General features: G+C 64.3%; 24 protein-coding genes. 13 read left to right on the top strand and 11 right to left on the bottom strand.

Going from position 1 to position 21,698, the window contains the following annotated elements; translation table 11 throughout:
• Window positions 1-2: 2 nt before the first annotated feature.
• The 5 genes from NKH98_RS13230 (at window position 3) to NKH98_RS13210 (ending at window position 2,686) form a co-directional block, all read left to right on the top strand.
• On the top strand, window positions 3-401 hold the full coding sequence (locus tag NKH98_RS13230; RefSeq protein ID WP_254820419.1) for an AtpZ/AtpI family protein: 399 nt from the start codon (window positions 3-5) through the stop codon (window positions 399-401).
• A 70-nt stretch (window positions 402-471) separates the two neighbouring features.
• Window positions 472-1,230, top strand: coding sequence for a F0F1 ATP synthase subunit A (locus NKH98_RS13225; protein ID WP_352476629.1), 759 nt, complete (start codon window positions 472-474; stop codon window positions 1,228-1,230).
• Window positions 1,231-1,296: 66 nt separating this feature from the next.
• The gene (locus NKH98_RS13220; RefSeq protein ID WP_254820421.1) at window positions 1,297-1,521 is read left to right on the top strand and encodes a F0F1 ATP synthase subunit C; all 225 of its coding nucleotides are present in this window, start codon (window positions 1,297-1,299) and stop codon (window positions 1,519-1,521) included.
• An 81-nt stretch (window positions 1,522-1,602) separates the two neighbouring features.
• Entirely contained in the window at window positions 1,603-2,184 is a 582-nt protein-coding gene (locus tag NKH98_RS13215) for a F0F1 ATP synthase subunit B (protein WP_352899003.1), read from the top strand.
• A gap of 10 nt (window positions 2,185-2,194) precedes the next feature.
• A complete protein-coding gene (locus NKH98_RS13210) occupies window positions 2,195-2,686 on the top strand; it encodes a F0F1 ATP synthase subunit B (protein ID WP_023674071.1) in 492 nt (163 codons plus the stop codon).
• Window positions 2,687-2,945: 259 nt separating this feature from the next.
• Here the strand turns inward: NKH98_RS13210 and rnhB are convergent, their stop codons facing one another.
• The gene (rnhB, locus tag NKH98_RS13205; RefSeq protein WP_352899000.1) at window positions 2,946-3,641 is read right to left on the bottom strand and encodes a ribonuclease HII; all 696 of its coding nucleotides are present in this window, start codon (window positions 3,639-3,641) and stop codon (window positions 2,946-2,948) included.
• 168 nt (window positions 3,642-3,809) lie between these two features.
• On the bottom strand, window positions 3,810-4,964 hold the full coding sequence (locus NKH98_RS13200) for a PA0069 family radical SAM protein (protein WP_352899044.1): 1,155 nt from the start codon (window positions 4,962-4,964) through the stop codon (window positions 3,810-3,812).
• Window positions 4,965-5,115: 151 nt separating this feature from the next.
• On the opposite strand from NKH98_RS13200, the gene NKH98_RS13195 reads away from it, so the two are divergent.
• Together NKH98_RS13195 and NKH98_RS13190 are read left to right on the top strand one after the other, a co-directional pair.
• A complete protein-coding gene (locus tag NKH98_RS13195; protein ID WP_023716858.1) occupies window positions 5,116-5,619 on the top strand; it encodes a glycosyltransferase in 504 nt (167 codons plus the stop codon).
• A 189-nt stretch (window positions 5,620-5,808) separates the two neighbouring features.
• Entirely contained in the window at window positions 5,809-6,783 is a 975-nt protein-coding gene (locus NKH98_RS13190; protein ID WP_352898997.1) for a phytanoyl-CoA dioxygenase family protein, read from the top strand.
• Window positions 6,784-6,816: 33 nt separating this feature from the next.
• Here NKH98_RS13190 and moaB read toward each other — a convergent pair whose 3' ends face one another.
• The 6 genes from moaB to NKH98_RS13160 form a co-directional block, all read right to left on the bottom strand.
• Complete coding sequence (gene moaB / locus NKH98_RS13185) at window positions 6,817-7,359, bottom strand: molybdenum cofactor biosynthesis protein B (protein ID WP_352898994.1); 543 nt, start codon at window positions 7,357-7,359, stop codon at window positions 6,817-6,819.
• Complete coding sequence (locus NKH98_RS13180) at window positions 7,346-8,248, bottom strand: 4-(cytidine 5'-diphospho)-2-C-methyl-D-erythritol kinase (protein WP_352898991.1); 903 nt, start codon at window positions 8,246-8,248, stop codon at window positions 7,346-7,348. The genes moaB and NKH98_RS13180 overlap by 14 nt, the downstream gene beginning before the upstream one ends.
• 26 nt (window positions 8,249-8,274) lie before the next feature.
• Entirely contained in the window at window positions 8,275-8,460 is a 186-nt protein-coding gene (locus NKH98_RS13175; RefSeq protein ID WP_292665400.1) for a hypothetical protein, read from the bottom strand.
• 78 nt (window positions 8,461-8,538) lie between these two features.
• Entirely contained in the window at window positions 8,539-9,396 is an 858-nt protein-coding gene (locus NKH98_RS13170) for a S49 family peptidase (protein ID WP_254818407.1), read from the bottom strand.
• Between the two features lie 87 nt (window positions 9,397-9,483).
• Window positions 9,484-10,284 carry a tRNA1(Val) (adenine(37)-N6)-methyltransferase gene (locus NKH98_RS13165; RefSeq protein ID WP_352898987.1) on the bottom strand — a complete coding sequence of 267 codons (801 nt, stop codon included), beginning with the start codon at window positions 10,282-10,284 and terminating at the stop codon, window positions 9,484-9,486.
• Window positions 10,284-10,508: a putative signal transducing protein gene (locus NKH98_RS13160; RefSeq protein ID WP_023674082.1), complete on the bottom strand. Its 225-nt coding sequence runs from the start codon at window positions 10,506-10,508 to the stop codon at window positions 10,284-10,286. Before NKH98_RS13160 ends, NKH98_RS13165 begins: the two co-directional genes overlap by 1 nt.
• A gap of 160 nt (window positions 10,509-10,668) precedes the next feature.
• Between NKH98_RS13160 and NKH98_RS13155 the strand changes: the two genes are divergently transcribed.
• Window positions 10,669-11,685 (top strand): polyprenyl synthetase family protein, encoded by a 1,017-nt coding sequence (locus NKH98_RS13155; protein ID WP_254818409.1) that lies wholly within the window; start codon window positions 10,669-10,671, stop codon window positions 11,683-11,685.
• 25 nt (window positions 11,686-11,710) lie between these two features.
• Here NKH98_RS13155 and NKH98_RS13150 read toward each other — a convergent pair whose 3' ends face one another.
• Window positions 11,711-13,147, bottom strand: a complete 1,437-nt coding sequence (locus tag NKH98_RS13150) for an MFS transporter (protein WP_352898984.1) — start codon at window positions 13,145-13,147, stop codon at window positions 11,711-11,713.
• Window positions 13,148-13,251: 104 nt separating this feature from the next.
• Here NKH98_RS13150 and NKH98_RS13145 point away from each other — a divergent pair, with 104 nt between their 5' ends.
• The 3 genes from NKH98_RS13145 (at window position 13,252) to NKH98_RS13135 (ending at window position 16,968) form a co-directional block, all read left to right on the top strand.
• Entirely contained in the window at window positions 13,252-13,857 is a 606-nt protein-coding gene (locus NKH98_RS13145; protein ID WP_352505240.1) for a TetR/AcrR family transcriptional regulator, read from the top strand.
• A 209-nt stretch (window positions 13,858-14,066) separates the two neighbouring features.
• On the top strand, window positions 14,067-15,842 hold the full coding sequence (locus NKH98_RS13140; RefSeq protein WP_352899041.1) for a tetratricopeptide repeat protein: 1,776 nt from the start codon (window positions 14,067-14,069) through the stop codon (window positions 15,840-15,842).
• Window positions 15,843-15,906: 64 nt separating this feature from the next.
• Window positions 15,907-16,968, top strand: coding sequence for a glycine--tRNA ligase subunit alpha (locus tag NKH98_RS13135; RefSeq protein ID WP_352898981.1), 1,062 nt, complete (start codon window positions 15,907-15,909; stop codon window positions 16,966-16,968).
• A 97-nt stretch (window positions 16,969-17,065) separates the two neighbouring features.
• Here NKH98_RS13135 and NKH98_RS13130 read toward each other — a convergent pair whose 3' ends face one another.
• On the bottom strand, window positions 17,066-17,239 hold the full coding sequence (locus tag NKH98_RS13130) for a hypothetical protein (RefSeq protein ID WP_023674088.1): 174 nt from the start codon (window positions 17,237-17,239) through the stop codon (window positions 17,066-17,068).
• A gap of 236 nt (window positions 17,240-17,475) precedes the next feature.
• Between NKH98_RS13130 and glyS the strand changes: the two genes are divergently transcribed.
• Window positions 17,476-20,079, top strand: a complete 2,604-nt coding sequence (gene glyS / locus NKH98_RS13125) for a glycine--tRNA ligase subunit beta (protein WP_352898978.1) — start codon at window positions 17,476-17,478, stop codon at window positions 20,077-20,079.
• Window positions 20,080-20,114: 35 nt separating this feature from the next.
• Here glyS and NKH98_RS13120 read toward each other — a convergent pair whose 3' ends face one another.
• Window positions 20,115-20,504, bottom strand: coding sequence for a hypothetical protein (locus NKH98_RS13120; RefSeq protein ID WP_352898976.1), 390 nt, complete (start codon window positions 20,502-20,504; stop codon window positions 20,115-20,117).
• A 201-nt stretch (window positions 20,505-20,705) separates the two neighbouring features.
• Here NKH98_RS13120 and NKH98_RS13115 point away from each other — a divergent pair, with 201 nt between their 5' ends.
• Window positions 20,706-21,695: an L-threonylcarbamoyladenylate synthase gene (locus NKH98_RS13115; RefSeq protein ID WP_352701627.1), complete on the top strand. Its 990-nt coding sequence runs from the start codon at window positions 20,706-20,708 to the stop codon at window positions 21,693-21,695.
• Window positions 21,696-21,698 lie beyond the last annotated feature (3 nt).

Here is a 21,698-nt window from a genome sequence, read left to right as displayed (position 1 = left end):
GCGTGGCCGACAAGAATGGGCCAGACGGAACCGGCAAAACCGGCCGCGGCAAGCAGCATGAAGCCGACATCCGCGACGACGATCTTGAGCGCCGCCGGCGCGACCTTGAAGCATCGCTTGCGACAAGGCGGCCGGATCGCCTCGAGGGGAAAGACGACGCGAAAACGGGCAGTGTGGCCGGGTACGGCCAGGCGCTCAAGCTGTCCAGCGAGTTCATCGCCGGGATAGTGGTCGGTGCGGCTCTCGGCTGGTTTATCGATCGCGTGGCGGGGACATCGCCATGGGGTCTGATAGTCGGGCTGCTGCTGGGTTTTGGCGCCGGCGTGCTCAATGTCCTGCGTTCAGCCGGGCTTGTGTCGGAATTCGGAACGGGCGACAAACCACGCGATCCGAAAGAATGAATTGAGGCGCCGCATGCCGGCGCATTGAACAGAATGCTGAAGCCGTCTGCGGCTTTGATGGGGATTTAAAGTGGCTGCTGACAAGGTCGATCCGATCCACCAGTTCCAGATCCATCCGATCATTCCGATTCACATCGGCGGCTACGACCTGTCTTTCACCAATTCGGCTCTGTTCATGCTTGCGACGGTTGCCGTCGCGGCGGCGTTTCTCTATCTCAGCACATCAAGCCGCAGCCTGGTTCCGGGCCGCCTTCAGTCGGTCTCGGAAATGGCCTACGAATTTGTCGGCAATATGCTGAGGGACGCCGCGGGCACGCAGGGCATGAAGTTCTTCCCGTTCGTGTTCTCGCTGTTCATGTTCGTGCTTGTCGCCAACCTGCTTGGCCTGTTCCCGTATTTCTTCACCGTCACCAGCCACATCATCGTCACTTTCGGCCTCGCCGCGCTGGTGATCGGAACGGTCGTCGTCTACGGCTTCACCAAGCACGGCCTTGGCTTCCTGAAGCTGTTCGTCCCGCATGGCGTGCCGGTCTACCTGCTGCCGCTGGTGGTGCTGATCGAGGTGATTTCCTTCGTCTCGCGTCCGGTCAGCCTGTCGGTTCGTCTGTTCGCCAACATGCTCGCCGGTCACATCACGCTGAAAGTGTTCTCGGGATTTGTCGTCAGCCTGAGCGCGCTCGGCGCGGTCGGCGTGGCGGGCTCGGTTCTGCCGCTGGCGATGGCCGTGGCGCTGACGGCGCTGGAGCTGCTGGTCGCGTTCCTGCAGGCCTACGTCTTTGCCGTGCTGACCTGCATGTATCTCAACGACGCCCTGCATCCCGGGCACTAACTAGGTTCCGGCATTGCCGCCGGATCGAATTTGCAACGGAATTTTAGATCCAAAGGAGTTGAACAAATGGACGCAGAAGCAGCAAAGTACATCGGCGCCGGCATCGCATGCCTCGGCATGGGCGGCGCGGGCGTTGGCCTCGGCAACATCTTCGGCAGCTATCTGGCGGGCGCGCTGCGCAACCCGTCGGCCGCCGACGGCCAGTTCGGCCGCCTGATTTTCGGCTTCGCCGTGACCGAAGCGCTGGGTATTTTCTCGCTTCTCATCGCGCTTCTCGCCCTGTTCGGCTGAATATTTGTTCGGCTGAACATTGGGAAGAATAGAACAGGCCGGCCGCGATCCTGCGGCGGGCCTGAATTTCGGGGATAGTCCATGTTCGTGACATCTGCCTTTGCGCAAGAGTCCGCGCCCGCCGCAACGGAAGCCGACACGCACGCCGCCACCGGCGTGCCTGCCGAGGCGCACGGCCCGTTCCCGCCATTCAATCCGGCAACGTACCCGTCACAGCTGGTGTGGCTGGCAATCACTTTCGGGCTGTTCTACCTCTTCTTGAAACGGGTAGTGATGCCGCGCGTCGGCGGCATCATCGACGTTCGCAACGACCGCATCACGCAGGATCTCGATCATGCTGCCCGGCTGAAAAGCGAGGCCGATGCCGCCGTTGCCGCCTATGAGCAGGAATTGGCGGAGGCCAAGGGCAAGGCCAATGCGATCGGTCAGCAGGCCAACGATGCGGCCAAGGCGGAAGCCGAAGCTGCCCGCAAGACGATCGAGGTAGCGCTTGACCAGAAGCTTGGCGAGGCCGAGGCGCGTATTTCTTCCATCAAGGCCAATGCCATGAAGGAAGTCGGGACGATCGCCGAGGACACCGCTTCGGCCATCGTCGAGGCGCTTGTCGGCGGCAAGGCCAGCAAGGCTGAAATCGCGGCCGCGGTCAGATCCGTGGCCGGGTGAGGAGCGCATCATGGACGCCACATCTCTCGCGACGCTTTGGGCAACGGTTGCCCTCGTAATCTTCCTCGGCATCGCCATCTACATCAAGGTGCCGGGCATGATCGCCAAGGCGCTCGATGCGCGGGCCGACAAGATCAGCTCCGAGCTCGAGGAGGCGCGCCGGTTGCGCGAAGAGGCACAGCAGCTGCTTGGCCAATACCAGCGCAAGCGCAAGGAAGCCGAGCAGGAGGCGGCGGCCATCGTTGCCGCCGCCAAGCGTGAAGCCGACATGCTTGCCGCCGAGGCGCACAAGAAGACCGAGGACTATGTCGCCCGGCGCACCGCCTTGGCCGAGCAGAAGATCGGCCAGGCCGAGCGCGAAGCGATCGGCGAAGTGCGCGCCAGCGCTGTCGACATCGCGGTCGAAGCCGCGCGCGCGCTGCTGGCCGGCAAGATCGACGCCAAGGCCGGCGCCGACCTGTTCAACGCCTCTCTGCAGGATTTGAAGTCGAAGCTGAATTAAGCGACTTCGTCGAGAAATTCATCGAAAGCCGCCTGGGAAAACCTGGCGGCTTTTTTGTTGGCGAAAGCGGCTGAGCGCGTAATCTCCCCGCTCGAGGGGGAGATGTCGCCGAAGGCGACAGAGGGGGTCGGTACGTCCTGGCGCGACGCCATGTAAGACGAAGAGGAGCTTGGCGCCTCACGCGCGGCGACCCCCTCTGGCCTGCCGGCCATCTCCCCCTCGAGGGGGGAGATTACGCGCTCAGCCGCTTTCGCCAATCTCAATCCAAACCCGAAAAACCCTCTTCCTCCAGCACCTCGGTGCCGCCGAACCGGAACGGCGCGAAGGAGGCGCGGTGGAGCCGCGCCACCGGCCCGTGCAGATCGATCGCCGTGCGATGGCGCACAGTGGCGTAGCCCATATGCAGTTCGAAGCCGTAACGCGCATGATGGCTGCCGCAGCCGCACATCATGCGGTCGCGCAACACCTTGGCGACGATCGAGGCTGCGGCGATCGACTGCGAGCGCTGGTCGCCCTTGATCAGCGCTTTGCCCTCGCAGGGCAGGCCGGGCGGCACGTCGCGGCCGTCCGCCAGTGCCAGCTTCGGCCGGATTGACAGGCCGGCCACTGCACGGCGCATCGCCTCCAGGCTGGCCTTGAGAATGTTGGAGGCATCGATGCCTTCGGCGCTGACCGAGGCCATCGACACGGCGAGTGCGGAGCCGAGAATTTTCATGAACAGCGCCTCACGCTGCAAATGCGTCAGCCGCTTGGAATCATCGAGGCCGTCGGGGATGTTGGCGGGATCGAGCACCACCGCTGCCGCCACCACCGGCCCGGCGAGTGGGCCGCGGCCGGCCTCGTCCATTCCCGCCACCGGCCAAAGGCCTTCGACCATCGCTCTCGTCTCGAACGAGAAGTCGGGTTTCTCGACGATTTCGAAGAGAAGCGGAGAATCGGAACGCGGGCGAGCCATGGTGCGGCGAGGTTCGCATCGGCTCCGATTCTCCGCAAGTCCCCTCCGGGTCGGGCGGGGCACCGGACCAGGAGGGGGCTACCGTCTGCAAGCCCGGGGACAGGACAGGCCGGACGGGATTTTTCGCCTGCTGCGGCCGCTTCAAAGCGGCTGGCGCGAGACGCTTTGTCACAGCAGCATCAGCTGCTCGGTTGCCTTGGCAGCGGGGACGAACTGGTCGGTCCTGAGCGAGCGCCGTTCGGCATTGAGGCCGAGCCGTTTGGCGGCGATCTCGAAACGCCGGCCGATCTGCCAGGCATAGGGGCCGGAGCCTTTCATGCGCTTGCCCCATTCCGAATCGTAGTCCTTACCGTCGCGCATCGAACGGATCAGCGACATGACGTGGCGATAGCGGTCGGGATAGTGGCGCAGCAGCCAGTCCTTGAAGATCGGCGCGACCTCCAGCGGCAGGCGCAGCAGCACATAGCCGGCTTCACGCGCGCCCGCTGCCTGCGCCGAATCGAGGATGCGCTCCATTTCCGGGTCGGTCAGTCCGGGGATGATTGGCGCGACCATCACCGAGGCCGGAATGCCGGCGTCCGAAAGCTGTCTGATCGCCTCCAGCCGCTTGGTCGGCGTCGACGCGCGCGGCTCCATCGTTCTGGCCAGCATCCTGTCCAATGTCGTCACCGACAGCGCCACCTTGGCCAACCCGCGCTCGGCCATGCGCGACAGAATGTCGATATCGCGGGTCACCAGTGCCGATTTGGTGACGATGCCGACCGGATGGCCGCGCGCCTCCAGAACTTCGAGGATCTCGCGCATGATCCGGTATTGCTTCTCTATCGGCTGATAGGGATCGGTGTTGGTGCCTATGGCGATGGTGCGCGGCTGGTAATTATCCCTGGACAATTCCTTGTCGAGCAACCGCGCCGCATCCGGCTTGGCAAACAGCTTCGATTCGAAATCCAGCCCCGGCGACAAGCCCATGAAGCTGTGCGTCGGCCGCGCGAAACAATAGACGCAGCCATGTTCGCAGCCGCGATAGGGATTGATCGAGCGGTCGAAGGAGATATCGGGCGATTCGTTGCGGGTGATGATGGTGCGCGGCTTCTCGACCTGTACCTCGGTCTTGAAGGGCGGCAGCTCCTCCAGCGAACTCCAGCCGTCATCGAACACATGCCGGCTGACCGGCTCGAAACGGCCGGACGGATTGATGCCCGCCGACCTGCCGCGATTGCGGTCCGGACGGACGCGCATGCCGCTCTGCTCGATCATCGCATTCGCCATCTCGGCCCTGCCAGCGCCGAAGGCGGCAATGTCGGCACGCACGATCTGTTCCATTTTGGCCCTTTCCCAGGGACTGTCCGCCCGCTGTCGAATCGCTCTGTTCATGAATGTATTCCTATCGCGTCGACGAGAACAAAGCAAGAACTTTCTCGCGGCGTGCCGCAAAAACTGGCGCAGCCCACCGCTTTCCGCTATTCGGCTAAACATGCTCAGCGTCCTGATCGAAACCCTGAATGACGAGGAGGGCCTCGCCCGCACGCTCGCCTCGCTGATCGGCGGCGCGGTCGAGGGCGTGGTGCGCGACGTTCTCGTCTGCGACACCGGCTCGACCGATCAGACGCACCGCGTCGCCGAACATGCCGGCTGCCACTATGTCAGCGGCGGCATTGCTGCCGGCATCAGGCAGGCCAAGGGCGACTGGCTGCTCTTGCTGGAACCGGGCGCGCGGCTGGGGGAGGGCTGGATCGACGAGGTCGTCGCCCATACCGCCAGGCAAACCATGGCGGCGCGATTTTCGCGGGCACGCGGCAGCCGCGCGCCCTTCCTGTCACGCGTCTTTGCCGGAAATCGCGCTCTCGCCGAAGGCTTGGTGATCAGCAAGCGTCAGGCCGCCGCGCTATCAAAGAGCGCCCGCAGCGCCGAAGCGATCGCCCGCGGCCTGGCGACAAGAAGGCTCCACGCCGAGATCTGGGTGGCGCCGCGGAAGTGACGGCTTACCATCCCGGGCCTAGGGAATGCCGCCCAAGCAAATTTTCTGGCAGGTCGTCGCTATTGTGCATTGCACAAAATCTGGCCGGGGGTTACCATTCCCTGCGAAACGGGCGAATAGGTTTGGGGTGTGCCGGAGCGGCGGCGACGACTATCGTCGATGCTGTTCCCCCGACATTTGAGGACCCCGATGACCCTTTCAAGCCCCGACAAGTCCGGCGCTGCAAGCCTCGAGGCGATCGCACGCAACGGCGGTACGCTGCGCCGCATCGCCGCCCGCATCCCGACCTATCTTTCCGACCTTCGCGAGAATCCGGCATGGCTGCCGATGTTCATGCTGGCCCGCACCATGCCGGCACGGCGGCTGCACTGGCGCGGTGCAAAGCCCGTTCCGCCGGCGCGCAATGTCGGTGAAACAATGTTCGCCGGCGTCGACCGCGATGCCGTCGTCGGCGCGCTGCGGACGGAGGGGCTCTATTCGGGCCTGATGCTGTCGGCCGCCATCCATGAGGAGATTGCCCGCTTCGCCGAGCGCACGCCATGCTTCGGCAATTTCGACCGCCGGCTGGAATTCCTGCCCGAAAAACACGCGGATGCCGAAAAGCATTTCGGCCGCCCGCTGCTCAGCGGTCACTATTTCGAACGGATCCTCGACTGCAACGCTGCGGTCGCCGTGCAGCGCGATCCGCTGCTTTTCGATATTGCAGCGCACTATCTCGGCAGCCAGGCCAAGCTGATCACCACCCGCATCTGGTGGAGCTTTCCGACCGGTGGCGTCTCGGACGCCGACAAGAACATGGCCTCGCTCGGCAAATACCATTTCGACCTCGATGACTGGCGCATGCTGAAGTTTTTCTTCTACCTGGTGCCGGTCGACAACGACACCGGGCCGCATGTCTATGTCCGCGGCTCCCACAACCGCCGCATCCTGAAGCACCAGCTGACGCTGCTGGTCGGCCATTCGGCGGAAGAGGTGCTGGGCGTCTACGGCGAGCAGAGCCCGGTCACGCTGACCGGGCCGGCCGGCCTCGGCTTTGTCGAGGACCCGTTCGGCTTCCATATGGGCACCGTGCCGACGCGCACGCCGCGGCTGATGATGGAGGTCGGCTTCGGCGTGTCGCCGCCCTCGCGCCGCCGTTTTCACGGCGAGCCGGTCATTCGCTAAACCGAGGTCGCTTGGCTGATACCTTGGCTCGCCTCAGCCGCGCCGCAAATGCTCGTCCAGCCGCGGCATGATCTCGACGAAGTTGCAGGGCATGTGCCGGTAGTCGAGCTGCGGCTTCAAGATACCGTCCCAGGCGTCCTTGCAGGCGCCGGGCGAGCCCGGCAGCACGAAGACGAAGGTGGCGTTGACGACGCCGCCGGTTGCCCGGCTCTGGATCGTCGAGGTGCCGATCTTGTCGTAGGAGATGCGGTGGAACACTTCGGAAAAGCCGTCCATGCGCTTTTCGAAGATCGGCTCCAGCGCTTCCGGCGTCACGTCGCGGCCAGTGAAGCCGGTGCCGCCGGTGGTGATGACGACATCAATCGCTTCGTCCCTTGACCAATCCAGGACCTTGTCGCGGATCTTGTCGCGGTCGTCGGTGACGATGTCGCGGGCGGCGAGGATGTGGCCGGCCTCGGCAATGCGGTCGGCCAGCGTTTGCCCGGTTTTGTCGTCGACGAGGCTGCGCGTATCGGAAACGGTCAGTACCGCGATGCGCACGGGAACGAAGGGGCGGCTCACGTCAATGCTGGCCATAGGCATCAGCCTCCGATGTCACGCTTCGCGTCGCCGCGACAAACCAGTCGGGATGGCGGCCGCGGATATCGACGGCCGCGCGCTTGGCCACGTTGCCGGTCTCGAACAGCCCGAAGCAGGTGGCGCCGGAACCCGACATCCTGGCAAAACCGGCTCCGGCCTTGTTAAGCACGGAAAGCGCCTTGCCGATGACGGGCTGGATTGCACGCGCCGCAAGTTCGAGATCGTTGCGGGTGATCTCCAGCCAGTTACGGATGCTGTGGAAGTCGAGGCTGTGCGGCAGCGGCGGCAGCCCCGCATTGTCGCGGCGGCCAAGCGCCTCGAACACGTCGGCCGTCGAGACGGCAGTGCCGGGATTGACGAGCACCAGACCCAGCGCCGGGAAATCCGGCACGAGTGTCAGCTCGTCGCCGACGCCGCGGGCTATCAGCGGCTTGGCAGCGAGGCACATCGGCACGTCGGCGCCGAGCGACAGGCCGATCCGCGCCAGTTCGGCATCGTCGACATCAAGTCCCCAGATCTGGACCAGGGCGCGCAGCACAGCCGCCGCGTCGCTCGATCCGCCGCCGATACCGGACGCGACCGGCAGGTTCTTTTCGAGCCGGATGGCGACAGCCGGCGCGTGTTGGGAACCGGCCTCGCGACGCAGTGCGTCGCGCGCTCTCACCACCAGATTATTGTCGTCGACCGGCACCGCGGAGGCGTATTTGCCGGACACGGAAAACCCATCGCTGTCGGCAAGTTCTGTCTCGATGCGGTCGCCGAAGCGCGTGAACACAGCCAGGCTTTCGATCATGTGATAACCGTCGGCGCGCCGGCCGGTGACGTGCAGCGCGAGATTTATCTTGGCGTGCGCATGCAATGCCCGGACGCTGGCCTCGGCGTTCATGGGCTCGGCCGCGAGGGGGACGACGGTCAATCCTTGGCCAGACGGTATTCGCCGGTCTTCGGATCCTTGACCAGCGTTCCCATCGTGCCGTTGGCCGTCTGCTTTTCGGCCCGACGTACCTTGGCGGTCACCCGCTCGGCTTCCCTGACGAAGGAGCGGTAGCCGAAATAGGCGGCAATGCCGACGACGGCGAAGAAAATAATCTGCGGCATGTCAAACTCCTCCCTCGCAAGGCCGGCAAGGCCGGTCGGGTCGGTTGATGATTTATGCTAGACGCTTTCACCGGCTTTTCAAAGCCCGAAGCGCGCCCACAGCGCGCGCTCTTCCGCCGCATCGATGACGCCGCTTGCCGCGGCGGCAGCGATGTCGGGCGCCGAAAAGCTCGAGCCGAACAGGCCGAAGCGGCCGAACAGGCCGCGCGGCGCGGTGATCAGCTTGAGCTGGGTTTTCGGCCCGAAACGGCTTTTCAGCACGCTGCGCATGTCGCCGAGCGCATCGACCAGCCCGAGTTCAAGCCCCTTCTTGGCCGTCCAGAACAGGCCTGTGAACAGGTCGGGATCGTCCTTGAGCTTGCTGCCGCGCCTGTCCTTGACGAGGTCGATGAAGGTCTCGTGGACCTCCAGTTGCAGCGCCTTCAGCCGCTCGACGTCTTCCTTCCTTTCCGGTTTGAACGGGTCGAGCACCGCCTTGTTCTGGCCGGCGGTGTGGACGCGGCGCTCGACGCCGATCTTCTTCAACAGCTCGGGAAAGCCGAACGAGGCCGACACCACGCCGATCGAGCCGACGATGGAGGACGGGTCGGCAAAGATCTCGTCGCCCGCGACCGCAATCATGTAGCCGCCTGATGCCGCCACGTCCTCGACGAAAACCAGGACCTTCTTGTTCTTCTCGCTCGCCAGGTCGCGGATGCGCCTGAAGATCAGCCGCGACTGCACCGGCGAGCCGCCTGGCGAATTGATCGAGATGGCGACCGCCGGCGCATCGAAGGAAAACAGCTTTTCGAGAAGACCGGCGGTGGAAGCGAGCGACAGGCTCGGCCGGAACTGGCCGCCGCCGGGCATGATCGTGCCGTGCAACCGGATGACCGGAATGGTGACGACGGTGGAGCGCCAGGATTTCGGCAGCAGGCGGTTGAAAAGGCGTTTCACGAGGGGGCGGTCTCCGGTCGATTTGCTTGAGGCATGTAGGAATTCGCCGGCCAACGGCAATGCCGTCACCCCGGCAATCAGAATGGATCAGTCTCCGAACAGCGACGCCAGCCCGTTATTGATCAGCTCCGCCCGTTCCGAAGGGCCGTTGCCGGAATAGGCATGCAGCATCAGCGGCGGCTGGATCGACAGTTTGCCGCGTGCGCCGAGTGCTGCCCGGACGACGATGCGGATCGCCGCCGCCTCGGGGCGAGGATGGACGGCCAGCATCTCGGCGTCGCCGAAGCGGCCGGCAACGGCATCGAGGATGGCGCCGAGCTGTTCCGGCCGGGCGATGACGGCCAGCCCGCCGCCCGGCCTCACCACCGCGGCCGCGCTGCGGATCCAGCTGTCGAACAATCCATCCTCCGAGACATGCGCGGCTTTTCTCAGCGGATCGGGCGTCGCGCGATCCTCGGCGGCATTGAACGGCGGGTTCATGATGACGAAATCGAGGCTGTTGTCCTCGAGGCCGGCGGCCGTTCGCGCCCGGCCCGACAGCGCGACATCGGCGACGAGCACCGAGGCGCGGTCGCTGAGATGCGCATTGCCGGGATGGGCAAGCGTGGTGGTGGCGAAGGCCGCCATTTCCGGGGAACGCTCGACAAGCACGGCCGCGGCAGCGGGGCAGCGCGACAGCACCGCCAGGCCGGCGGCACCGGCACCCGCGCCAAAGTCGGCCAGCCGCCCGGCGAAGGAGGACGGCACGGCAGCCGCCAGCATCATCGCATCCATGCCGGCGCGGTGGCCGGCCTTTCTCGGCTGCACCAGCCAGAAGCGACCGCGATGGAAGGCATCGACCGTGTGAGCTGGCATGTCCGGGACAAGGGCAGCGGGCGACGCGGACATTATTTTTGGCGGATCTCGTTGGCGATGCCGGCATCCGTCAGGATGCGCCGTGCCGCATCGGCTTTGTCGGCGTCCACCATGACACGGCGGGGCAGGATGCCGATCGAGCCGTCGAGCACGCTCATGTTCTGGTCGGCGACGAAACAGCCGATACCGGCATCGCGCATCAGCGATTCGACAAACGAAATGATGACGGCGTCGTTGGTGCGGATGAGCTCTATCATCGGATGAAACTCGCAGTTTGCGGCGTTGATGTAAACGTAGGCGTGATCATGTACCAGAGCCGGCGCGCCAATTCGCCTCTTGCCGCACCGGTGGGTGACACCCTAGAGTCTGTCCAGGGACCATGTTGCCGTCGTGCATATCGAGGTTGGGAGTTTTGCCGTGGGTGTCGTTCTCAACATTGAAAACGGGAAGCGCGAAGCCGCCTCGATAAAGGACCTCATCGACCTGACCGCGGCCGACATGGGGCGCGTCAACAAATTGATCCTGTCGAAGGCCGGCTCCGATGTCGAGATGATCCCGGAGATCGCCAACCATCTGATCTCGTCCGGCGGCAAACGGCTGCGGCCGATGCTGACGCTCGCCGCCGCCCAGATGTTCGGCTATTCCGGCGACGGCCATGTCAAGCTCGCCACATCGGTCGAATTCATGCACACCGCGACACTTCTCCACGACGACGTTGTCGACGAAAGCGGCATGCGGCGCGGCAAGAAGACGGCGCGCATGATCTGGGGCAACCAGGCCAGTGTTCTGGTCGGCGATTTCCTGCTCGGCCAGGCCTTTCGCATGATGGTCGATGTCGCCTCGCTGGAAGCGCTCGACATCCTGTCGAGTGCGGCCTCGGTGATCGCCGAAGGCGAGGTGATGCAGCTTGCCGCCGCCAAGAACCTCGAAACCACCGAGGACGAGCATTTCGCCGTGATCAAGGCCAAGACCGCGGCGCTGTTCTCAGCCGCCGCCGAGGTCGGCCCTGTCATCGCCCAGGCGACGCGCAACGATCGCGCAGCACTCCGCTCCTACGGCATGAATCTCGGCCTTGCTTTCCAGCTGATCGACGACGCGCTGGATTATGGCGGCACCAGCAAGGATCTCGGCAAGAATGTCGGCGACGATTTCCGCGAAGGCAAGGTAACGCTGCCGGTGATCCTCGCCTATCGGCGCGGCACCAAGGCCGAGCGCAGCTTCTGGAAACGCGCCATCGAGGACAATGCCGCCGACGATGCCGGGCTGGAAAAGGCAATCGGCCTGATGCTCCGCCACGGGGCGATTGCCGACACCATCGGGCGCGCCCGCCATTTCGGCGAAATCGCCCGTGACGCGCTGGCGCCGCTCGAAGCGACGCCGCAGAAGTCTGCACTGATCGACGTCATCGATTTCTGCATCAGCCGGGTGAATTGACAGCCATCGGCGCCCCGCGTCGTTCTCATCGCGCCTTTGCCGGAAGCACCATTGCTGCGAGCAGGCTGGCGGCGATGCCCGCCGCCGCGAGCCAGAAGGCGACGCGGATGCCGTCGGCGACGGCGATTTTCAAGGCGTCGCCTGATAATTCGCCGATTTGGCTGTTCGCAATCGCTATCAGCACGGCCATGCCGATGGCGTTGCCGACATTAAGTGTCGTCGAAGCCATGCCCGAGGCGACGCCTTGCTGGTCATGGGCAACGCCGGAAGCGGCGGCAATCCACATTGCGGTCCAGACGATGCCTTGTCCGACGCTGGAGACGATCAGGCCGGGTACGAGGGACAGATAGCTGCTCTCCGCGGTCGCGCCTGATACCATCAATGCAGTGCCGACCGCGCCGACGATCATGCCGCCGACCAGGGTGCTGCGCGTCGAAAAGCGCGTCGCCAGACGCTCGCCGGCTTGCGTGCCGGTGGCGATGGCGACCGACGGCACGAGAAAGGCAAGGCCCGTCTGCAAGGCGGTGAAGCCGTGCACGTTCTGCAGCAGCACAGTGAGGAAGTAGGGCAGCGCTCCGAAAGTCGCCATGTAGAGGAAGGTTATCGTCATGCCGGCGACGAGGCTGCGGTTATAAAACAGGCGCAGCGGCATCAGCGGATCGGCGCTCTTCGCCTCGATCACGGTGAAGGCAATCAGGAAGAATGCCGCCAGTGCTGCGCTGACGATGATTGCGGTCGATCCCCAGCCATATTCAGGCCCCTGAACCAGGGTGAAGACAAGCAGCGTCGCCCCGGCGGTGACGGTCAATGCGCCCGGCAGATCGAAGCTGCGGTGCTCGTGCCGCTTGCGATCGCGCGGGATGATGGCGAAAGCCGCGATGATGGCGATCCCGGCCAGCAGCACGTTGACGTAGAAGACCGACGGCCAGCCGAAGGCGCTGGTCAGAAACCCGCCGGCAAGCGAACCGAGCGTCAGGCCGCTGGCGCCCGCGCCGCCCCAGACGGCGAGCGCCCGGTTGCGTTCCGGTCCTTCGGCGAACAGACGGTTGATCAGCGACAGCGTCGCCGGAAACAGGAATGCGGCGCCGATGCCTTGTACCGCACGTGCCGCAATGATGATTTCCGGTGACCATGCCAGGCCGCCGACAAGCGAAGAAAGCGCGTAGAGCCAGAGTGCGAAGATGAAGACGCGGCGCTGGCCGATCAGGTCGGCGGCCCGGCCGCCGAACAGCAGGAACCCGCCGGTAAAGACCGTGTAGGCGCTCACCACCCATTGCAGGGTCTGCCCGGAAAATCCGAGGCCGGCGCCGATCTCCGGCAGGGCCACGAAGACGATGTTGAGGTCGAGCGAGATGATGAGCTGCGCGAAGGCGAGCAGCGCGAGCGTTGCGCCGCGCTTCACACCGGTTGTCCCTTGCGTTGCGATTGCCCCGAGCGGCGCGCCTTGATCCAGTGAACTCATGTCGGTCTCCTTGTCGACAATTATTTAATGATCGACAAAGAATTGAGATTTGCAATCCGAAGTCAAGCGGATTATTTGTTGATCAACAAAAATTGGAGGCCGCAATGGCGGGAAGGCCAAGGGAGTTCGACCGCGACCAGGCGCTGGAGAAAGCCCGGGACGCTTTCTGGAGACGTGGCTACGAGGGCACCTCGATGGCCGATCTCGTTTCGGCGCTTGGCCTCGCATCGGCGCGCATCTATGCCGCCTTCGGCTCGAAGGAGGATCTGTTTCGCGAAGCGGTGGCACTTTACGAGGCCAATGAGGGCGGCTTTGCCACACGCGCGCTGCAGGAAGAGCCAAACGTCCGGCGCGTCATTGAGCGCATGCTTCGCGACGCCGTCGAAATCTATACGCGGCCGGGGCAGCCGCAGGGCTGCATGGTGGTGACGGCCGCCACCAATTGCGCCGTCGAAAACGACGCCGTGCAGCAATGGCTGGCGGAGCATCGGCTGGCGCGTACCGCATCGATCGTCGAGCGATTGAAGCAAGCGGTGCGCGATGGTGAATTGAAGCCGGGTACCGACGCCGAGACGTTGGGTGATTACTACGCCACGCTGATGCACGGCCTTTCGGTCCAGGCACGCGACGGCGTGCCGAAAAAGCGGCTGCACGATCTTGTCACCGTCGCCATGCAGGCGCTCGACGCAAGCCTTTCGCAAACGTCCTGAGTTCCGGGCCGTGACGCCGGTTTCCCATTGCCGGCTTGTCGCAATGCGGTCGTGCGACCTCTTTCGGCATGGTTTATTAATTGCTTGACCCGATTGTGAATTCGGGCCGGGTTGAAGCATGACCCCAAAAAGGCCATGCTTTACCTGTAAAGATCGAGTCTACGGCGATCCCGCTGACGCGGAGATGGCGTTTGGCTGAAAGGGATATGATGCGGCAAGGATATGCGCGCTGGCTGACGGGGCTGGCAATCGCGACGGGCATGGCGATCTCGGCTTTGCCGGCGCATGCCAGACAGACCGCCGAGCCGGTCAGGATCACATCCTTCTCGGGAGCCTATCTCGCGGCGCGGATTGCCGAAGGCGACAACGACCTCGACAGCGCCATTTCCTATTACAAGCAGGCGCTTGCGTTCGATCCGAACGATACGGGACTGCAGCAAAGCCTGATGCTGTCGCTGATCGCGCAGGGGCGCTTCGACGAGTCCCTGGTCTATGCCGACAAACTCAAGGCGGTTCCCGACGTCGAGCGCTTCTCGCGCCTGGCGCTGGCGATCGATTCCTTCCACAAGAAGGATTTCTCCAAGGCCGAATACTGGCTCAAGCTTTCGCTCGAATCCGATCTCGACCGGCTGATCTCCGGCGTCATGACCGGCTGGGCCAAGCAAGGTGAGGGCGACGCCGGCGAGGCCATGGCTTCCATCGACAAGCTGCAGGGCCCCGACTGGTTCAGCCCGTTCAAGTCGTTCCACCGTGCCTTGATTGCCGACGCCTCGGGCCTGCCCGACAGGGCGGATGCGCTCTACACCGCCACCCTGCAAGACACGGCCGCTGGCGGTGCGGCGCCCGAAACATGGATGCGCAACGCGCAGGCCTACGCCTCTTTCCTCGCCCGCAAAGGCGACAAGCCCAAGGCGCTGTCGGTGCTCGACAAGGCCGAGGCGTTTGCGCCCGGCAAGGTCGAGATTGCAGCGCTTCGCGACAAGATCAACAAGGGCGAAAAGATCGAACCATTCGTTGCCGGTCCCTCGGACGGCGCCTCGGAGATCCTGCTCGATCTCGCCACCGCGCTCAACCGCGGCGGCGGCGAGCCGTTCGTGCGGCTTTATCTGCGATATGCCCTGGCGCTGCGGCCCGGCAATGACGCGGCGCTTGTTCAGCTTGCCGCGGTCGCCGAGCAGTTGAAGGACGGCGAGGGCGCCATCGCGCTCTATCGCCGCATTCCCGCCGGCTCGCCGCTGAAGGAGCTTTCGGACCTGCAGCTTGGCCTCAACCTTGCCGATCTCGACCGCAATGACGAGGCGATCGCTCACCTCAAAGCCATCGTCGATGCGCATCCAGACGACATGCGCGCCTATCTGGCGCTCGGCGGCGTCTATTCCGCGAAGGAGGACTTCCGCTCCGCCGCCAATCTTTACGACAAGGCAGTCGAGGTGCTGAAGACGCCGACCGCCGCCAACTGGAACATCTTCTACCAGCGCGGCATCGCCTATGAGCGGCTGAAGGAATGGCCGAAGGCCGAGCCGAATTTCCGCAAGGCGCTGGAGCTCTACCCCGACCAGCCGCAGGTCCTGAACTATCTCGGCTATTCCTGGGTCGACAAGAACATGAACCTCAAGGAAGGCCTCGCGATGATCCAGAAGGCCGTCGACCTGAGGCCGAGCGACGGCTACATCGTCGACTCGCTGGGCTGGGCCTATTACCGCCTTGGCCAGTTCGACGACGCGGTGCGCGAAATGGAACGCGCCGTTTCGTTGAAGCCGGAGGATCCGGTGCTCAACGATCACCTCGGCGACGCCTACTGGCGCGTCGGCCGCAAACTGGAAGCCACCTTCCAGTGGAACCAGGCCCGCGACCTGAAGCCGGACCCGGATGTGCTGTCCGCCTTGCAGCAAAAGCTGATGAAGGGCCTGCCGCCGATCGAATCCAACACGGCGCAGGAAACCCCCAAGGTGAAGCCCGAGCCGGCGCCCGCCCCGAAGGGGTGACCCCTTTGCCTTGACGGTCGCGGAGCGGCACTCTACGAGGTGCCGCATCCCGCCGGAGGCCGCCGTGACCATTGATATCCCTGCCCACATGCATCCCAGCCGCTCGTTCCAGGGGCTGATCCTGACTTTGCATAATTACTGGGCGGACTATGGCTGCGTCGTCCTCCAGCCTTACGACATGGAAGTCGGCGCCGGCACATTCCATCCGGCCACGACATTGCGCGCGCTCGGCCCAAAACGCTGGAACGCGGCCTATGTCCAGCCGTCGCGCCGCCCCAAGGACGGCCGCTATGGCGAGAACCCGAACCGGCTGCAGCACTATTACCAATACCAGGTGATCCTGAAGCCCAATCCGCCCAATCTGCAGGAGCTTTACCTCGGCTCGCTGGCCGCGATCGGCATCGATCCGCTGCTGCACGACATCCGGTTCGTCGAGGACGACTGGGAAAGCCCGACGCTGGGCGCCTGGGGGCTGGGCTGGGAGTGCTGGTGCGACGGCATGGAGGTGTCGCAGTTCACCTATTTCCAGCAGGTCTGCGGCATCGAATGCGCACCGGTAGCGGGCGAGCTCACTTACGGGCTGGAGCGGCTGGCCATGTATGTGCAGGGCGTCGACAATGTCTACGACCTCAATTTCAACGGCCGCGAAGGCGCCGACAAGGTGACCTACGGCGACGTCTTCCTGCAGGCCGAGCAGGAATATTCGCGCCACAATTTCGAATTCGCCAACACCGCGATGCTGCTGCGCCATTTCGAAGACGCCGAAGCCGAGTGCAAGGCGCTGCTACAAGCCGGCGCCCCTGTCTCCCCCCTTGAGGGGGAGATGCCCGCGAAGCGGGCAGAGGGGGTCATCTCAGAAGGCACCTCAAGTCAAGCGTCGAGCACTGTGCGGGCGACCCCACCCGGCCCTTCGGGCCACCCTCCCCTCAAGGGGGAGGGTTGTCACCGCATGGTATTCCCCGCCTACGACCAGTGCATCAAGGCCAGCCACGTCTTCAACCTGCTCGACGCACGCGGCGTGATTTCGGTCACCGAGCGCCAGAGTTACATCTTGCGGGTGCGCAATCTGGCCAAAGCCTGCGGCGAGGCGTTTCTGCTGACGCAGGCGGGCGGAATGGCGGCTTAAAGCGCGTTCGACCGGCCTCATGCGACGCGCTTTAAGTTCTTGTTTTGATGCATGTCGTTATCGCAAAACCGCTGCACACTTTTGCGCGACATGCACATTAGCTCCAGGCGATTTCGACAGGAGCGCTGATTGGCAACGTACCTTGGCCGCTTGCACCGGCTATTGTCCGCAGCGCTTGCCTGACGCCGGGCATCGAGAACGTGCCATGCACCTGTGCTGTAAAACAGGCGCTGAGCGCGAGGATCTGCAGGAATGTCGATGCCGTTTTCATTCGTTTAGCCAATAGTTCTCTGCCTGAGCGTTGGTCGCTTCAGCGCTGCGTTCGGTTGATGGAAATCTTTGACCCAAGGACGGGCGGACCGCTTCGTGTCCGACAGGCGGATGAATTTTTTCGGAAATCGCCGTTGGATGCCGCGATCGTGCAGGCCCGACTTTGCTGGGAAGGGTGACAGCGGCCGGCCGAGTTGCTATGCCCCGCCCGGACCATTTGCCGCGTGAGCACACTCAATGCCCGACCTGCTTTTAGAACTCCGTTCGGAAGAGATTCCTGCTCGTATGCAGAGAAAAGCTGCCGGCGACCTGAAGAAGCTGCTGACCGACGGTCTGGTCGAAGCCGGGCTGACTTATGAGGCGGCGCGCGAATATTGGACGCCGCGCCGGCTGGCGCTCGACATCCGCGGTCTGACCGCCCGCTCGAAGGACATAAACGAGGAGATCAAGGGCCCCTCGACCAAGGCGCCCGAGCAGGCGGTGCAAGGTTTTCTGCGCAAGGCCGGCCTTGCCTCGATTGCCGACGCGCATGTTCATTCCGATCCGAAGAAGGGCGACTTCTATGTCGCCCATATTGCCAGGCCGGGCCGGCCGGCCGAGCAGATCATCGCCGAGCTGGTGCCGGGCATCATCCGCAACTTTCCCTGGCCGAAATCGATGCGCTGGGGGCCGGCTTCGGCCAAGCCCGGCTCGTTGCGCTGGGTGCGGCCGCTGCAATCGATCCTGTGCACCTTCGGCCCCGAAACCGAGGAGCCGGTGGTGGTCGATTTCGAGATCGACGGCATCCGCTCGGGCAATGTCACCTACGGCCACCGTTTTCATGCGCCGGGCGCCATCACGGTGCGCCGCTTCGACGATTATGTCGCCAAGCTTGAGGCGGCCAAGGTCGTGCTCGATGCCGACCGACGCAAGGAGATCATTCTTGCCGATGCCAGGAATCTCGCCTTCGCCAGCGGGCTCGACCTCGTCGAGGACGAGGGGCTGCTGGAGGAAGTGTCGGGCCTGGTCGAATGGCCGGTCGTGCTGATGGGCGAATTCGAGCAGGATTTTCTGACCATTCCGGCCGAGGTGATCAGGCTCACCATCCGCGCCAACCAGAAGTGTTTCGTGACGCGGCCGCACGGTGCCGGCGAAGACCTCTCCAACCGCTTTATCCTGACCGCCAACATTGAGGCCAAGGACGGCGGCAAGGAGATCGCCCACGGCAACGGCAAGGTGGTGCGCGCGCGCCTGTCCGACGCGCTCTATTTCTGGAAGACCGACCAGGGCGACCTGCCGGATCTCGACCAGTTGCAGGCATCGGCGGAAAAATTCGGGCTCGATCTGAACAAACCGCTCGACCAGCGCATGGCCCGCCTCGACCATCTCGGCGTCACCTTCCACGCCAAGCTCGGCACACAGGGCGAGCGGGTGGAGCGCATCAAGCGGCTGGCGGAAGAACTGGCGCCGGTCGTGGTGCGCGCCATCTCCCCCCTTGAGGGGGGGATGGCCGGCAGGCCAGAGGGGGTCGCTTCGGCTGGCGCGACGCGATCTGGCCTTTCGAAGAAAGAGGAAGTCGGCGCTCCACGCGAGCCGACCCCCTCTGTCGCCTTCGGCGACATCTCCCCCTCAAGGGGGGAGATTCCCGCGCTCGCACGCCGCGCTGCAGTCCTGGCCAAGGCCGATCTCACCACCGAGGTGGTCGGAGAATTTCCGGAACTGCAAGGCGCCATGGGCCGCAAATACGCACTGCTGCAGGGCGAGCATCCTTCCGTCGCCGCGGCGATCGAGGAACACTACAAGCCGCAAGGACCGTCCGATCACGTGCCGACCGATCCGGTGTCGGTTGCCGTCGCGCTGGCCGACAAGCTTGATACGCTGGTCGGGTTCTGGGCCATTGATGAAAAGCCGACGGGATCGAAGGACCCCTATGCGTTGAGAAGAGCGGCGCTGGGGGTGGTAAGAATTTTGGTCGAGAATGGGGTAAGACTGCCGCTCCAGCGCCAGTTTTTAAACGCGCTATTCGGGCTTACCTTCAATGGCGGTAATCGGTTTTCGGTGGTCTGGCGAGCTGACGATGGGGGTGATTTCACGACCGGTGTGGGATCAGCCGATGATTTGATCAGTGAACAAGCAGGTTCGCTGTCCTCGGAGGTACGTGGCATCGAACTGCCAGACCACTCCGCGGCTGAGATAATTGCCGACCTCCTCGCCTTCTTCCACGATCGCCTAAAGGTCTATCTCCGCGACCAGGGCGCGCGGCATGATCTGATCGACGCGGTGTTGGCGGCAGGTTCGCGCCCAATCTCCCCCCTAGAGGGGGAGATGTCGGCGAAGCCGACAGAGGGGGGCGCTGTCCCGCCAGCCTCTCATTCTGTCGCGCCCCCCTCTGCCCTGCCGGGCATCTCCCCCTCTAGGGGGGAGATCGGCCAATCGTCCAACGACGACCTCCTGCGGATCGTCCGCCGTGTCGAGGCGCTCGGCTCCTTCCTCGACACCGAGGACGGCAAAAACCTGCTTGCCGGCACCAAGCGCGCGGCCAACATTGTGGCTGCCGAAGAGAAGAAGGGGACAGCCATCGCAAGCAGCGTTGAGCCGGCTCTGTTCCGGGAGAACGCCGAAAAAACCTTGTTCGCCGCGGTGAATCAGGCCGAGAGGCAAGCCGGCGAAGCAATTCAAAACGAAGACTTTTCCGCCGCCATGCTGGCGCTTAGCGTGTTGCGCGAGCCAGTTGATTCATTCTTTGAGAAAGTCCTGGTAAACGATGAGGACCAGGCGGTGCGCGCCAATCGCCTGGCATTGCTCGCCCGCATCCGCGCGGCGACGGACCGGGTCGCCGATTTCTCGAAAATAGCCGGCTGACATCCGCGAAAAAATCATCGCTTGTGCTTCAGGCGCTATTTGGGCTGATCGGGAGCTGCTAGCGGCGCAGGCTGCGGCGCGGCCGGCTCAGGGGTTTTGCTGGCGACCTTTGGATCGGCCTTGCTGTTCGCGGCGGGCGCGGCAGCGGTGGCCGGCGCGGCTTTGGGCGCGGGCGTTGCAAAGGCATCGCCGACGATACCGCCGCGAATGATCATCGGGCTTCCGTCGAAGCCATGACTCGGCTGGCTCGGGATTGCCGCGACCTTTTCATCGGTGACGTTTTCATTGACGTCAGGCAACTTCTCGCCGAGCGCGACGATCGACGGTGTTTTCGCCCGTTCGAGGGCGCTGGCACTTACCACCGACGGCGTTTCAGTCGTCTGCCCGACAAAAACGAGCGATGAAGCCTGCGCCGTGCCGGCCATAACCGCCAGGCCAAGCGCGCCAACGATACGCATCGAAAGCATGATAGTTCCCCTTGTCCAAGAAGACGGCACCCTAGCCGAGGGCAATTGATGCCGGCTTGCGAGGAAACATAGCATTTTAGCGATTTGCGATTCGCCGACGCCTGGGCTTGCCCGCCCGGCGTCGCCGTATTAGGCACCCGCATCTGTGAGGTGACGACAGTGGCTGAAATTCGTGCCGTCGGCGAGGCGATGGAAAGGGCGTTGGCGCTGCTCGAGAGCGGCGATGTCGTCGCCATCCCGACCGAGACCGTCTATGGGCTGGCCGGCGACGCGACCAACGGCGTTGCCGTGGCTCGTATCTTCGAAGCCAAGGGCCGACCTCGCTTCAACCCGCTGATCGCCCATGTTGCCGATCCGGCGATGGCCGAGCGCATCGCGCTGTTCGATCCGCTGTCGGAAAGATTGGCGCAGGCATTCTGGCCGGGGCCGCTGACGCTCGTGCTGCCGCAACGGCCCGGCAACGGCATTCATCCGCTGGTCACCGCAGGGCTGGACACCATCGCGCTGCGCATGCCGAAAGGCTTTGGCGGCGAGCTGATCGCCAGGCTCGGTCGCGCGCTGGCGGCGCCCAGCGCCAATTCCTCGGGCAGGATCAGCGCCACGACGGCGGAAGCCGTGGCCGCCGACCTCGGCCCCAGGATCAAGCTGGTGGTCGATGGCGGCGCGACGCCGGTCGGGCTGGAATCGACCATCCTCAAGGTCGAAGCTGGAAAGCCGCGGCTGCTGCGGCCGGGCGGCATTGCCGCCGGAGAGATCGAAGCGGTCGCCGGGGTGAAGTTGCTGCGCGGCGCTTCGGCCATCGAGGCGCCCGGCATGCTCGCCTCGCACTATGCACCAGGTGCGGCGGTGCGGCTCAATGCTGCGGAGGTCGCACCGGGCGAAGCCCTGCTGGCCTTCGGCCGCAGCCGTGCCGAAGGCTGGCGCGATGCAGCCGCACTGCGCAATTTGTCGGAGACCGGCGACCTGCGCGAGGCAGCGAGCAATCTCTTCGCCCATCTGCAGGATCTCGATCGCAGCGGCGCCAGAACCATCGCCGTCGAGCCGATACCGTTCGACGGGCTGGGCGAGGCGATCAACGACAGGCTTTCGCGCGCCGCCGCCCCGCGTGACAAGATCGCCCCTCGTGACAAGATGGATTGGGCACCATAGTTT

It is taken from the genome of Mesorhizobium sp. M0833, from assembly GCF_040319905.1.
Classification (GTDB): Bacteria; Pseudomonadota; Alphaproteobacteria; order Rhizobiales; family Rhizobiaceae; genus Mesorhizobium.
The sequence above is the reverse complement of the archived record's forward strand: the minus strand, read 5'-3'. Positions and strand labels throughout refer to the sequence as shown.

Coding starts and splice junctions, on each gene's coding strand:
- NKH98_RS13220 (WP_254820421.1), top strand. CDS start 1,297: ATGGACGCAGAAGCAGCAAAGTACATCGGCGCCGGCATCGCATGCCTC.
- NKH98_RS13215 (WP_352899003.1), top strand. CDS start 1,603: ATGTTCGTGACATCTGCCTTTGCGCAAGAGTCCGCGCCCGCCGCAACG.
- NKH98_RS13210 (WP_023674071.1), top strand. CDS start 2,195: ATGGACGCCACATCTCTCGCGACGCTTTGGGCAACGGTTGCCCTCGTA.
- rnhB (WP_352899000.1), bottom strand. CDS start 3,641: ATGGCTCGCCCGCGTTCCGATTCTCCGCTTCTCTTCGAAATCGTCGAG.
- NKH98_RS13200 (WP_352899044.1), bottom strand. CDS start 4,964: ATGGAACAGATCGTGCGTGCCGACATTGCCGCCTTCGGCGCTGGCAGG.
- NKH98_RS13195 (WP_023716858.1), top strand. CDS start 5,116: ATGCTCAGCGTCCTGATCGAAACCCTGAATGACGAGGAGGGCCTCGCC.
- NKH98_RS13190 (WP_352898997.1), top strand. CDS start 5,809: ATGACCCTTTCAAGCCCCGACAAGTCCGGCGCTGCAAGCCTCGAGGCG.
- moaB (WP_352898994.1), bottom strand. CDS start 7,359: ATGGCCAGCATTGACGTGAGCCGCCCCTTCGTTCCCGTGCGCATCGCG.
- NKH98_RS13180 (WP_352898991.1), bottom strand. CDS start 8,248: ATGAACGCCGAGGCCAGCGTCCGGGCATTGCATGCGCACGCCAAGATA.
- NKH98_RS13175 (WP_292665400.1), bottom strand. CDS start 8,460: ATGCCGCAGATTATTTTCTTCGCCGTCGTCGGCATTGCCGCCTATTTC.
- NKH98_RS13165 (WP_352898987.1), bottom strand. CDS start 10,284: ATGTCCGCGTCGCCCGCTGCCCTTGTCCCGGACATGCCAGCTCACACG.
- NKH98_RS13160 (WP_023674082.1), bottom strand. CDS start 10,508: ATGATAGAGCTCATCCGCACCAACGACGCCGTCATCATTTCGTTTGTC.
- NKH98_RS13150 (WP_352898984.1), bottom strand. CDS start 13,147: ATGAGTTCACTGGATCAAGGCGCGCCGCTCGGGGCAATCGCAACGCAA.
- NKH98_RS13145 (WP_352505240.1), top strand. CDS start 13,252: ATGGCGGGAAGGCCAAGGGAGTTCGACCGCGACCAGGCGCTGGAGAAA.
- NKH98_RS13140 (WP_352899041.1), top strand. CDS start 14,067: ATGCGGCAAGGATATGCGCGCTGGCTGACGGGGCTGGCAATCGCGACG.
- NKH98_RS13130 (WP_023674088.1), bottom strand. CDS start 17,239: ATGAAAACGGCATCGACATTCCTGCAGATCCTCGCGCTCAGCGCCTGT.
- glyS (WP_352898978.1), top strand. CDS start 17,476: ATGCCCGACCTGCTTTTAGAACTCCGTTCGGAAGAGATTCCTGCTCGT.
- NKH98_RS13120 (WP_352898976.1), bottom strand. CDS start 20,504: ATGGCCGGCACGGCGCAGGCTTCATCGCTCGTTTTTGTCGGGCAGACG.